The sequence below is a fragment of the Staphylococcus succinus genome (assembly GCF_029024945.1).
GTDB classification, from domain to species: Bacteria; Bacillota; Bacilli; order Staphylococcales; family Staphylococcaceae; genus Staphylococcus; species Staphylococcus succinus.
Window position 1 is genome coordinate 1,804,282 of sequence record NZ_CP118976.1, and the last position, 13,149, is coordinate 1,817,430.

Here is a 13,149-nt window from a genome sequence, read left to right on the forward strand (position 1 = left end):
CTTTATTTTAAATTTTTAATTTCTGAATATTTGTGTGATGTTTGTGCTGATACTTTTAATAAATGCAGAAAAATAATTGTCTTTATTTACTAAAATATTATCTCCTGTATAGGTTACTATATCACCTTTTACAGGTGATGCGTAATTATGTAATTTTATTTTTAATGTCTGCGCCATTTGTAAATCATTACTATCCATTACTTGAAAATGTACGTGTGGTTCAGATGAATTGCCTGAATTTCCAACATTTGCAATATGTTGACCGCGTAATAACTCATCGCCCTTTTCTATTTTAAAAGAGTTGGGCTTTATGTGAGCAATCATACTATACTCATGTCTGTTGTGTTTAATAATAATATAATTTCCTTCTGGATGATTAGTATTTATTTCACCAGGCACACCATCTGCAATGCCATCTACAATTTCTACTACTATTCCATTAGCCGGCGCTAAAATTGGTTTATTATAAGCGTAGTAATTCTCGCATAATTGTGGATTACCTTTATACGTCATGCCTTGTTCTACACGAATTAAATCGAGCGCATGTCTTTGATGTTTATAATGATAATGTGAATTTAACAATACATTATCCCCACCAGACCATACAAGCCAATCTTGTACAATTGGTAACGTATAAGTTTGCTTTGTATTTTTACTTACATGTATGTGCCTAAGTGGAATTAATACCAAACTAATAATTTCTTGATATTTATTTAAAGTCACACTCACACCAGAGGTCATCTTACTATCAAACCAAATATATTCATCTTGATGATTTATATGTATATGTTTATATTGTGTGTTCGTTGTTCGAATACGATTGTACTCTTCTAATAACTTTGTTAATTCATCAAACGACGATACCTCTTGAAAATCATCACTAAAATGATGGTATATCCAATTGACATCATTATCTTCTATTCTATTCATAATTATTTGCGCGTTAATTGTCTCCATATCTTCACACAACCCATCACTTGATATCATTTTTATTCATGTATAAAATAAAAAATCGCTCAAAAATTATCAAGTGAATAATTAATGAACGATAATCGTCGACCTATATTAGGTCATTAAATTAATAAAAATTTATTTTGATACAACGTCTTCACCATTGTATGAACCACAGTTCTTACATACGCGGTGAGATAATTTGTATTCGCCACAGCTTGGGCATTCTGTCATACCAGGTACTGAAATTTTAAAATGCGTACGACGTTTATTTTTTCTCGTTTTTGACGTTCTTCTTTTTGGTACTGCCATGATATATCCTCCTTATATTCAAACACTAAATAGATATTTTCAGATTCAATAATCTATTATACTATAGATTACACAAATCTGCTATTGCTCTTCGTCATATAGTTGTTGTAATTTTTGAAGCCTAGGATCAATTTGCTTAGAATCAGATTGCTCTTGTTCTTTAGCATCATCAATCGCTTGTTCTTCGTCAATAACTTCCCAACCATTACCTTCTCGTAACATCTGATCGCTTTCATTTGAAAAAACACGCATTGGCTTTTCAATAATAACAAGTTCTTCAGCAATATCCTTTAGATTTATCATACCGTCTGTTGCATCATGATAATGTTCATCATCTTCTGCGTCATTGCTATAACGTTCATAACCTTCCAAATCAAAAATCTCTTGAGATTTGATATCTAATGGAGCTTCTACCGGAACCAAAGTACGTGCACACGCCATTGTATATGTTCCCGTGATATGCATATCTGCAATGACTTCATTTGACCTTACGGTTAATTCACCAGCAATATCAATATCAGATAGATCTATTAAATCTAATGATTTTACTAAATGATCAAAATTAACCGTTTGATGGAATTCAAATGGTTTATCTTGGAATTTTCTTAATTGTGTTATTGACCATTTCATATGGCTTCACCTCTAACAAGCACAAAATTTATTTTAACTTTATAGATATAAGTTGTCAAGATTTTTTCTTAACACATTCACATCTGTTACAATATCTATAATGAATTCTGAAAGGAAGAATTGCAAATGAAAAGCGTTGCACTAATCACAGAATATAATCCTTTCCACAATGGTCACTTATACCATGCCCAGAAGTCAAAGTCAATCACTGGCGCTGACATTTCTGTCGCAATAATGAGTGGACACTTTGTCATGAGAGGCCAACCAGCAATTTATAATAAATTTATTCGTACACAGATGGCTTTAAGCGCGGTAGACTTAGTTATTGAATTACCTGCATATGCTACGTTATCTGCCGGCCCCTATTTTGCAGAAGCTGCAGTCAAGGTTGCTGACTATTTGTCGATTGACCATTTATCATTTGGAAGTGAATCAGGCAATATTGATGCCTTTACCTCACTTGCAAAAGATATTGAAAGTGTCGAAAATTCTCAACAATTCATCATAAAATCCAAAGAAGGTAAAAGCTACCCTAGAATTTTAAGTGAGCTAGTATCAGATAACACCTTACTCTCATCTCCTAATAACACTTTAGGTATTTCTTATGTAAGGGCAATCCAAAAATGGGCTCCAACAATTCAACCATGGACTTTAAAACGCGAACAAAGTTCACATCATGATGCCGTTATTACAGGGCTTAATTTTGCAAGTGGCACTTCTATTCGTAAATCAATCAAAGATGGCGAAGAACTATGGAAACATGTAGTTCCACAGCAACTACATGACTTATATGATCAGCCAGCTGTAGAACTTGAAGATACCTTTCATTTTATAAAATATGCAATATTAAGCAATAATCTAAAAAGCCTTAATCAAATATATACGATGAGTGAAGGTTTAGAGCATCGTTTGAAGCAAGTCATTACTCAAGCAACTTCTTTCGAACATTTAATGACCTTACTTAAGACAAAAAGATACACTTACACCCATCTTCAACGTGTACTCATGAATATCTTACTAAATTTCAAACAAAACCATGCTCCTACAAATATCAATGCCGTGCGCGTACTAGGCATGAACCAAAAAGGACAACAATATTTGAAAGAATTGAAAAAGAATTATCCAGAACGTCATTTTATAACGCAAGTAAATAAAAAAAATGCACATTTCTTCTCAGATGAAATTCATGCTACAAAAATTTATAACTTATTATCACAAGATACTGCAACTGATTTTAATACACCAGTCATTCGGGTATGAAACGTTAATAACTTATAAACTGATTTTCCTAATATATTAAGTTAACAGGGTAATTAAAAGGATGATTGCTATACTATAATACAGCAACCATCCTTTTAATTACGACATTAACACCTATGATTTTCCCTTTAAAACTATTCTTCTTTTTTGAACTTTTCGTTCAGTGCTTTTTCAACGTGAACTGGCACAAAATCAGAGACATTTGCTTTATATGCAGCAACTTCTTTTACAACGCTTGAACTAATAAACGAATAATTCGTACTCGTCATCATATACATTGTTTCAACATTACTATTTAATTTCTTATTCATCGATGTCAATCGCAATTCATATTCAAAGTCACTGACCGCTCTCAAACCTCTAATAATTGTCTGAGCACCAATTTGGTCACAAAAATCTACTAATAATCCATCGAAATGATGTACCGTAACATTATTTAAATGCTTAACTGACTCTTTTATTAACGCAATACGTTCTTCAATTGAAAATGTACCGGATTTACTGCTATTCTTCAAAACACAAATATGAAGTTCATCAAAGCGATCCGCACTTCTATCTATTATATCAATGTGCCCATATGTTATTGGATCAAAACTACCAGGAATGACTGCTTTAGTTGTCGACATTTTTATCTCCTTTTTCTAATAACAAAGTATCTGTCAAACCATAATGATAACGCTTAATCACTTGGAATGGCTGAGTGTTTATTTTTTCATGATGATTGAACTCACACACGATAATACCATTTTCTTTTAATAAATTAAACTTTGCAATACCTTCCAAAGCTTTATCAATCAATCCTTTTTCATAAGGTGGATCTAAAAATATAACATCAAATTGGATTTCTCTTTTAGAAAGTGCTTTCAGTGCACGATCAGCATTATTTTTATAGACTTCAGCCTGCGCTTCAATATTTAAATGTTTTAAGTTAGCTTTAATGACTTTAACAGCTTTAAAATTTTGATCAACAAAAATCACTTTATCCATTCCTCGAGATAAAGCCTCAATTCCTAAAGCCCCACTACCAGCAAACAAGTCTAATCCTATGCCAGATACTTCATGAAGACTATTAAAAATACCTTCTTTCACTTTATCCATAGTCGGTCTCGTATTACGTCCTTCTATACTTTCTAGTGCTTTACTCTTATGTATTCCTGAAATCACTCTCATATTATTTACACTTCCATTCCTATAACAAATTTTATATAATTCATATTGCATGATAAGGAGGACATTAATAATGAAACAAGCATTTATTCAGCTTGGTGAAGGCTTAACAGACTTATTTGAATTTAATACCTTGATTGAATATAACTTTCAACGTATAGACCACATCATATATTTTCATACCCCTACATCAGAGAAAAAACTTTCTTCTGTGGCAATCATTATGGAGCCAACGAGTGGTCAGCATTTTCAAGCAATGTACATCATGATTAACGCTTTAAAATATCCATATCCAAAGCCTAACAAAAAATTCGAGCTCATTAATGCACAAGCAGATCGCTTTGACATTGACATCAAAGGCATTGATGTCCAACCTCCTGAAGCGTTTCATGACCTTGATTTATATTACAATTACTTAATCAGCGTATTAAGATTACAAAGATGGATACCGCCTTTACAATAAAAACCAACAAAATAAAGCCACCGTAGACAATCCATTGTTCTATTGTGGCTTTATTTAATTTCAAATAGATAATTGCTATCGTTACTTAAACTTTAAACTTAAATGATTTGCGTTATGAAATTTCATGCTGTTCCTTTTCATATACTTTTTCTAAATATTTATATGGTGAGCCTTCAATGTGCTTCACATATTTGAGCTTAATAAGTTTCCCGACAATTTGGTCCGCTTCTTGTTCATTGATATACATAACAACATAGCGCTGTTGCCTATTTGTACTGACAATGTGCCCAAACTTTCGCACTTGTCTTTCGTGTTTCATATGTTTCAAATATATGATTAAACTTGTTCTAGGTACAGTTTGCATTTTATTATCACTCCAATTATTAGCCCTTATATAATATCACGTCTTTTTCATTTTATAAATAACAATTATTTTGATGTAACTCTAAGTTTTGCTATATTACTCTATATACATAAAAGAGGAGGATTGTTCATGACAAATTTCAACAAATTATTAAAGGGTGCTTTTTTAAGTACGGTTGGTATAGTCAGTAGCTTGTTTTTTATAAATAGATATAAAACCAAACCTAAACCTCAAAGTATACCCGCTTTCTTTTCCAAACCTGCCCCATATATCTTAGCACATCGCGGCGGTATGGCAGTTCGACCAGAAAACACTAAACTCGCTTTTGATAATGCGGTAGCTCATAATATAGATGGTTTCGATATAAGCATCAGAATAACGAAAGATAATCAATTAATCGTTTTTAATGATACAGATGTCGATCGAACAACTAATGGTTCAGGAAAAGTCTCAGAGCACACACTTGATGAATTACAAAATTTAGATGCTGGTTATCATTATACCGATATTAATAACTTTAAACCCTATGAAGCACATCCAGATGCACGTATTTTATCATTGGGTGAACTATTAGATTTATACCCCAATCAAGTGATTAGTATTACTTTAAGTGATAATCCCAATAGTTCACACGGTCAACTCGTACCTGAGTTATTATATAAGATTATCGTAACGCATGATGCTCAAGAACGTGTCTTAGTATCTAGTGCTTATCAAGAACACATTGATCAAATTTCCAAACTAAGCAACGGTTTTATCGCAATTGGTGCTAGACCTTGTGAAATTGCTGAAGGTTTTTCTAAATTTAATTTAGGCTTAGGCCACATGTTTCAAACAAATGCACATACTTTCCACATGCCAATAGCCATTAAAGGTGTTAAATTAAATTCACCAAGATTTATTCATTGGCTAAATGAACGAAATATTGTACCAAGTTATTATGGGGTCAATAACCTTGACCTTATGAATGATTTACTATTCCATGGTGCTCATACACTTATCACTGATCGCCCAGATTTAGCTGAACGCTTTAAATTAACATATCACTAAAAAATAAAAGCTTGGATATCGCATTAAGATACCCAAGCTTTTATTTTATCTGTGATGACTCCCCACTTACTATATCCGTATTAAAAAATTCATAAATATTACAACGAACAACTACAAGAGCCACCAGTAGCACAACCACTTGAATCTTTTTGGAAAAATGGATTGCCCGTTTCAATTTTTACATTTTCAGAAACAGCATATGCAATTTTTACAATCACTTCGTCTATCAAATTTTGTAATGCTACTTCTTTTTGTTTATAGTCCATTACAACAGGTAACATTTCATATGCACGCTTTCTTTTTCGTGTATCAAGCATCACACTTTGATAATCCGGATGATATTTACCAAAACGCATAATTTCATCGTATTTGTCCTTCGATTTCAAAAAAGCTTGATATAAAAGATGTGCTTCATCATTAGCTGCTAATGCTTGTTCTGCTAATTTATATTCATGATAAACACGCGATGCTACTATTTTATCGCTAAGTTCTTCTATATCATCTAGTACAGTTAATGTTTCTTCGGTAATCATAATTACAAATCTCCTTTCTATTTTTCTTCCACAAATATATTGGTATAGTAGCCATTCATGACTTCTCCACCCATTTCATTATATTTAGAATTCAACATTCTTGACCTGTGTATATCTGAGTTTAACCAACTGTGTATCAATGTAGGTACATCATTAAAATCATAACCTACGTTTTGACTACTTGATACAAATGACACGTCTTGTTCATTAAGCTGCTGTTTTAAGGCATCTTCTGTGAATTCGACACTATCTGCTCCTGTGGCCTCATACAAGTTAAATGAAGCTATATGTGCAAGTGTATTGTTAATTTTTAATGGTTTTGCATCTTTGAGCTTTCTCATTTCATTTGTTATTTCATAAAGCGTCATCAATTGATTCGAACTCTGTTCGTAAGGTAAATCGCCATGTTTACTTTTGACTTCTTTATCTTCTTTTGAAGTTAACATTTGATATGGTTTAAATGCAGCTAATGCTTCACTATCTAAATATCTTACCGCTACAATTTTATTAGTTTGCTGATCTATATATATTTGAGCATATATATTTTTGAACTTAACTAAGGTCTGTGTTTTCATATCTGAATCAGACAATTCTAATTCATATTTTTTCCCATTAGCATTGATTGTAGGTTCTGGATTAATACTAAATTCTTCAAAAACATGGGAAGCACTATCAGAAATATGTAATGGATTCACTTTAGCCTGTTTCCCTGTCGCATAAACAGATTTGATAATACCACTTTTTGTTGTCACCAAATAATATTCATCTTTTTGTTTAAAGACATAGTTTTTAAAATCATTTTTATATGGATATACACGATCTGCTTGTCCATATTTATCAGTTAATCTATTTAAACTTTTACCTACCCACGTACCGACGCCTTCCTTAGGCATAGGGTTTTCAACATTCGATTCTTGTTCTTTAAAATCTTTATTTTGTGTAGATTTAGTTGAATCTTTATTAGGATTTTCCAAGACATCAAATTTTAAACGTGGCGAGTAAAATAGATAAATCAAAAAACAAATCAATAATAATACACCAATAACTTTAATTATTAGCTTTTTCATCACTCACCCACCTATATTTCTCTTTTGTTTATTGTACATGTTTCATTATGTTACAAGCAAGGCATGTCATTGTAAATTCTTTATTAAGCTATAAATTACTATATAAATTGAGATGTTACAAAGCAGACGTGATTCATAATACCTTTCGGGTATACATAAAATTAAGAGGTGAATTTTTATGGAAACTATCCGCATCCACGGAGCAAAACAAAATAATTTAAAAAATATTTCTGTTGATATACCCAAACACCAAATAACTGTCTTTACTGGTCGCTCTGGGTCTGGTAAATCTTCATTGGTCTTTAGTACTATAGCTGCGGAATCTGAACGACTTTTAAACGAAACATATTCCACCTATATACAACATCAACTTACTCAATATTCAAAGCCAACAGTAGATTTAATCGAAAATTTACCTGTTGCAATGATTATTAATCAAAAAAGATTAGGTGGTAATTCTCGTTCCACAGTCGGTACTATATCTGATATCTATGCTTCAGTAAGACTATTATGGTCTCGCATTGGGGAGCCCTTTGTAGGCTATTCAGATATTTTTTCTTTCAACAATCCTAAAGGTATGTGTGAAACTTGTTCTGGCCTGGGTTATGTCGAAGATATTGATTTAAATGAATTACTAGACTTTGACAAGTCGTTAAATGAAGATGCTATTCGTTTCCCTTCATTCAGACCTGATAGTTGGCGAGGTAAACGTTACTTATACTCAGGCTTATTTGATAATGATAAAAAACTCAAAGATTATAGCAAAACAGAACTTGATACATTACTTTATACAGAACCAACAAAGTTAAAAAATCCACCCTATAATTGGCCGAAAACTGCAAAATTTGAAGGACTCATACATCGTTTTAGACGGTCTTTTTTACTCAATGATAACTTTGAAAAACATAAATTTAAAGACGCTATTGACCGCATTGTAACTTCAAGTCAATGCCCAAAGTGTAATGGCAAAAGATTACATCCTAATGTGTTAAAGTGTAAAATCAATAACTATGATATAGCAGATTTCACAAATTTATCAATTGATGATGCAATCAAATTTATTAAAAACATTACTTCTGATAAAGCAAAAGTTATCATCAAACCACTACAACAACAATTAGAATCCTTGAGTTACATAGGACTCAATTATTTAACTTTATCCAGAGAGACTACTTCTCTTTCTGGTGGTGAATCACAACGGATTAAACTCATACGCCACTTAAATAGTCCACTTACGGATTTAGTATATATTATAGACGAACCAAGTATCGGCTTACATCCAGATGATATTCAACGGATTAATGAGATTATTTTATCTTTAAAAAACAAAGGCAATACCGTTCTCGTTGTTGAACATGACCCAGATGTCATACGTATCGCCGATTATATTATAGATTTAGGCCCATTAGCTGGTAAACATGGCGGTGAGATTACATTTACTGGTAGTTATCAATCATTAGTTCAATCGGCTACCAGTACAGGAACAGCTTTAAGACGGCTACACAATCTTAAAGCACATCCACGACAAGCAGAAAAATTTATCCAATTAACACAAATATCTCGTAATAATTTAAAAAATGTGTCAGTCAACATACCTCAACAAGCCATTACAGTAGTAACTGGTGTAGCAGGGTCTGGTAAGAGCTCTCTTATACGTGCCGGATTAGAACATCAAACAAATACAATCTTTATCAACCAAAAACCAGTACACGCTTCAAATCGTTCGAATTTATTGACTTATCTAGATATATTTGATGAGATGAGATATTATTTTAGTAAGAAAACAGGGTTAAAAAAATCGATGTTTAGTTACAACTCTGAAGGAGCTTGTCCAGAATGTCATGGTAAAGGCATTTTAAAAACTGAATTAGCTTTTATGCCTGACTTTACTCAAACCTGTGATGTTTGTCATGGTAAACGATATAAACCTGAAGTCTTAAACGCCACTGTGAACGGTTATTCCATTGCAGATATCCTTGCACTTACAGTGGATGAAGCTATAGAAATTTTCCAATCAACACCCACGATTTCTGAGCCTTTAAATGCACTTACATCAACAGGATTAAATTATATGACTTTAGGACAATCACTTGATACATTATCAGGAGGAGAAATCCAACGCGTTAAATTAAGTAAATATCTTACAAACACCGTTCAGCATTATACGTTTGTATTTGATGAGCCGACTACAGGTCTACACGAGGAGGACATTCCAATTTTATTAGAATGTTTTGATAGACTTATAAAAGAAAAGAATACTGTCATTATTATAGAACATAATTTAACAATGATGACATATGCAGACTGGATTATAGATATAGGCCCTTATGCTGGAGAACAAGGTGGTAAACTACTTTATCAAGGTTATCCTCAAGGTTTAATAGAAATTGATGCGTCTGTAACTGCTAAGCATTTAAAAAATTATCTATCATATTAATAGAAATTATCCTAACCAACATACAATGAACTCATTTTTAATTTTCTTTTAGCAATTTAAAAAGGTAAGCAATCATTAGGATTGCTTACCTTTTTAAATGTTATTCTTATATGCCTATTATTTCGCAAAAAACTTACGCTTTGTTTAATATTATTTATAATCCTAATGTCGCTTTAATTAAAGACGTTGTTTCTCCACCTGGGTAAAACACATATAATAATAAATATACAGCTAAACCCGTAATCGCAGTAAAGAACCAAATAATAGATGCTATAGGTCCAACGAATCTATGCACTTTAAACTTATCTTTAAAGGCTGTAATAATTTGTACTAGCCCTAAAATTCCACCGATTGTTGCTAAATTAATGTGGAACACTAAGAATATCGTATAATAAAGCTTGATTGAATCTGGACCACCAAAAGCAGTATTACCAACAAAAACGGTTCTTGAAGCATAAATGATAAAGAATGAAAGTGCAAAACCAGCTGCCCATAACATTACTTTTTTATGACTTTCAATTTCACGTTTCCAAATTTTGCGCCAACCTATTGCAACAAGGATTGCACTAATAACAATAAAGCTTGTACTGATAGTAGGTAAAATTGGTAAATTCATAAATTCCATCCTTATTATTAATTATTAGAACATTTGGATTAGAGATACGACAACAACGAGCACGAAAAATACAACTAAATAATTTAGTGAATATATAAACATTTTTGTTGCCCATTTAATTTGATCTGACTCTTTTTTAAAGCTTGTTAAGCCCATGTATATCCAACCTAAATTTAATAATGAAGCTAACACAATAAATGTGATACCTAAGTCACTAAGTAAAAATGGTAGTGGTAACAATAACACAAGCCATATAAACATGCTCACTCTCGTACGGTTAAAACCTTTAACCGATGGTAACATTGGTATATTAGCCAACGAATATTCATCTTCACGCTTAATTGCTAATGCGTAGAAATGAATGGGTTGCCAACAAAAGACTACTAAAAATAGTGCTACTGCAACCAAGCTAATATTTCCTTCAATTGCAGTCCAACCAATTAACGGTGGCACTGCTCCAGGAAAACTACCAATCACTGTATTCCATACTGTATGACGTTTAGACCAGATAGAATAAAATGATACATAACCTACAATACCTATTAAACCAATAACGCCAGATGGTATGTTTAATGCAAATAGTAAACCTTCTCCTATTAGCATCATTCCAAAACTTAAAATTAAAAGATTTCTGTTTGAAATTCTTTCATTAACTGTTGGTCTCTGTTGTTTACTTGGCATGATACTGTCAATATCTTGATCATAGTAATTATTTAAAGCACATGCGCCCCCCATAATTAACGTAGAGCCCACCAACATCATTAAGATTTGTGGTATTGACGAGAGAAAGGAATGATTAGCCAACACAACTGCAAGCCAAGAACCAGCAAATGCGGGAATTAAATTCCCTTGCACAAGTCCCATTTTGATAATTTGCTGTAACTCTTTAAAAGTTACCCGACTTGTATTATGCGACAAAGTTTGTTCTTTGTTCATAATTCCCCTCCTATTTTTTCCATATAACACAATGATATATGAAATTTGTGTTATTTACTACATTTATATAAACTAATTTGTGACACTTTAACGACATCGATAAATCGTCATTTTTATGACACAAATAAATCATCATTTATTGTTATAATTATAGTTAAGATTTATTTAATGTTAAACAAGTATGTCTTTTGGGAATTAAACATTACAAATATTAAGGCTTAACTCGCTACAACTGGAGTATTATTTAAAGTCCCAATAGTTTTATTTATAAGTGGGGTGTGAATTATTGTTTAACAAAGGAAACCTAAAATGGTTATCGGTGACAGCAGCACTAATTATGACTTGGGTTCAATTAGGAGGCGCTTTAGTTACAAAGACAGGTTCAGCCGACGGATGTGGTTCTGACTGGCCGCTATGTCATGGCGCTCTTTTACCTCAAAACCTTCCCATTCAAACAATTATCGAATTAAGTCACCGTGCAGTATCTGGCTTATCTCTTATTATTGTCTTATGGTTGGTTATTGTGGCATGGAAACATATTAGCTATATTAAAGAAGTAAAACCTTTATGTATCATTAGTGTGGGATTCTTACTCCTTCAAGCACTCATAGGTGCTGCTGCTGTAATGTGGCAACAAAATGCTTACGTTTTAGCATTACATTTCGGTATATCTCTTGTCTCATTCTCTTCAGTCTTTGTACTAACATTAATTATTTTTGAAGTTGATCGTAAATACGAAGCAGACGAATTATTTATTAGAAAGCCGTTAAGAATTTATACTTGGATTATGGCAATCATAGTTTATTTAACTATTTATACAGGCGCTTTAGTTCGACATAAAGGAGCCAGCTTAGCCTATGGTCAATGGCCTTTACCATTCAATGATTTAATGCCACATAATGTTGCAGATTGGATTAATTTCACACATAGATGTATGGCATTTATAGCGTTCACTTGGATATTACTTACGTTTATTCATGCAGTTAATCATTATCAACATAACCGTACGATTCGATATGGTTACACTGCTGCGTTTATTCTAGTCATATTACAAGTAACGACTGGTGCTTTATCTATTATTACTGAAGTGAATTTAATTATCGCACTTTTACATGCTTTGTTCATCACATTATTATTTGGCTTAATTGCTTACTTTATTGTATTGATGTTACGAACGATAAGGAGCGGTGGATAAACGCATTAAGTAACAATCCAATGATCATTAAAAACGACTAAAATCTAACTATTTGTAGTAAAAAGTACAGCTCTGTTTTTTAACAGAGCTGTACTTTTTTGATTGAAAATTTACAATTTTCAACTTCATCTTTTGCTCAAGACATATGACACTTTAATCTCTCAATCA

15 protein-coding genes are annotated in these 13,149 nt (G+C 32.4%); 5 read left to right on the plus strand and 10 right to left on the minus strand.

The window, feature by feature from the left end; all coding sequences use genetic code 11:
- Positions 1-15: 15 nt before the first annotated feature.
- The 3 genes from PYW31_RS08755 to PYW31_RS08765 form a co-directional block, all read right to left on the minus strand.
- Entirely contained in the window at positions 16-957 is a 942-nt protein-coding gene (locus PYW31_RS08755) for a M23 family metallopeptidase (protein ID WP_046836137.1), read from the minus strand.
- A gap of 132 nt (positions 958-1,089) precedes the next feature.
- Entirely contained in the window at positions 1,090-1,263 is a 174-nt protein-coding gene (rpmF, locus tag PYW31_RS08760) for a 50S ribosomal protein L32 (RefSeq protein WP_002507971.1), read from the minus strand.
- A gap of 81 nt (positions 1,264-1,344) precedes the next feature.
- Positions 1,345-1,893 carry a YceD family protein gene (locus PYW31_RS08765; protein ID WP_046836136.1) on the minus strand — a complete coding sequence of 183 codons (549 nt, stop codon included), beginning with the start codon at positions 1,891-1,893 and terminating at the stop codon, positions 1,345-1,347.
- A 126-nt stretch (positions 1,894-2,019) separates the two neighbouring features.
- On the opposite strand from PYW31_RS08765, the gene PYW31_RS08770 reads away from it, so the two are divergent.
- A complete protein-coding gene (locus tag PYW31_RS08770; protein ID WP_046836135.1) occupies positions 2,020-3,153 on the plus strand; it encodes a nucleotidyltransferase in 1,134 nt (377 codons plus the stop codon).
- A 134-nt stretch (positions 3,154-3,287) separates the two neighbouring features.
- Here PYW31_RS08770 and coaD read toward each other — a convergent pair whose 3' ends face one another.
- Positions 3,288-3,779, minus strand: a complete 492-nt coding sequence (coaD, locus tag PYW31_RS08775; RefSeq protein ID WP_046836134.1) for a pantetheine-phosphate adenylyltransferase — start codon at positions 3,777-3,779, stop codon at positions 3,288-3,290.
- Positions 3,766-4,323, minus strand: a complete 558-nt coding sequence (gene rsmD / locus PYW31_RS08780) for a 16S rRNA (guanine(966)-N(2))-methyltransferase RsmD (protein WP_046836133.1) — start codon at positions 4,321-4,323, stop codon at positions 3,766-3,768. Before rsmD ends, coaD begins: the two co-directional genes overlap by 14 nt.
- A gap of 70 nt (positions 4,324-4,393) precedes the next feature.
- On the opposite strand from rsmD, the gene PYW31_RS08785 reads away from it, so the two are divergent.
- Positions 4,394-4,783, plus strand: coding sequence for a DUF7147 family protein (locus tag PYW31_RS08785; RefSeq protein ID WP_046836132.1), 390 nt, complete (start codon positions 4,394-4,396; stop codon positions 4,781-4,783).
- A gap of 112 nt (positions 4,784-4,895) precedes the next feature.
- On the opposite strand, the gene PYW31_RS08790 is transcribed toward PYW31_RS08785, so the two are convergent.
- Complete coding sequence (locus tag PYW31_RS08790; RefSeq protein WP_046836131.1) at positions 4,896-5,147, minus strand: YlbG family protein; 252 nt, start codon at positions 5,145-5,147, stop codon at positions 4,896-4,898.
- Between the two features lie 129 nt (positions 5,148-5,276).
- On the opposite strand from PYW31_RS08790, the gene PYW31_RS08795 reads away from it, so the two are divergent.
- Positions 5,277-6,197 (plus strand): lysophosphatidylglycerol phospholipase D, encoded by a 921-nt coding sequence (locus tag PYW31_RS08795; protein ID WP_046836130.1) that lies wholly within the window; start codon positions 5,277-5,279, stop codon positions 6,195-6,197.
- 98 nt (positions 6,198-6,295) lie between these two features.
- Here PYW31_RS08795 and PYW31_RS08800 read toward each other — a convergent pair whose 3' ends face one another.
- Together PYW31_RS08800 and PYW31_RS08805 are read right to left on the minus strand one after the other, a co-directional pair.
- Positions 6,296-6,730, minus strand: a complete 435-nt coding sequence (locus PYW31_RS08800) for a YlbF/YmcA family competence regulator (RefSeq protein ID WP_046836129.1) — start codon at positions 6,728-6,730, stop codon at positions 6,296-6,298.
- A gap of 17 nt (positions 6,731-6,747) precedes the next feature.
- On the minus strand, positions 6,748-7,797 hold the full coding sequence (locus PYW31_RS08805) for a CAP-associated domain-containing protein (protein WP_046836128.1): 1,050 nt from the start codon (positions 7,795-7,797) through the stop codon (positions 6,748-6,750).
- A gap of 178 nt (positions 7,798-7,975) precedes the next feature.
- Here PYW31_RS08805 and PYW31_RS08810 point away from each other — a divergent pair, with 178 nt between their 5' ends.
- Entirely contained in the window at positions 7,976-10,234 is a 2,259-nt protein-coding gene (locus PYW31_RS08810) for an ATP-binding cassette domain-containing protein (RefSeq protein ID WP_046836127.1), read from the plus strand.
- Positions 10,235-10,388: 154 nt separating this feature from the next.
- Here the strand turns inward: PYW31_RS08810 and PYW31_RS08815 are convergent, their stop codons facing one another.
- Together PYW31_RS08815 and cyoE are read right to left on the minus strand one after the other, a co-directional pair.
- Positions 10,389-10,850 (minus strand): DUF420 domain-containing protein, encoded by a 462-nt coding sequence (locus PYW31_RS08815; RefSeq protein WP_046836126.1) that lies wholly within the window; start codon positions 10,848-10,850, stop codon positions 10,389-10,391.
- Between the two features lie 24 nt (positions 10,851-10,874).
- Positions 10,875-11,786, minus strand: a complete 912-nt coding sequence (cyoE, locus tag PYW31_RS08820) for a heme o synthase (RefSeq protein WP_046836125.1) — start codon at positions 11,784-11,786, stop codon at positions 10,875-10,877.
- A 286-nt stretch (positions 11,787-12,072) separates the two neighbouring features.
- On the opposite strand from cyoE, the gene PYW31_RS08825 reads away from it, so the two are divergent.
- On the plus strand, positions 12,073-12,981 hold the full coding sequence (locus PYW31_RS08825) for a COX15/CtaA family protein (protein ID WP_046836124.1): 909 nt from the start codon (positions 12,073-12,075) through the stop codon (positions 12,979-12,981).
- Positions 12,982-13,149: the final 168 nt, after the last annotated feature.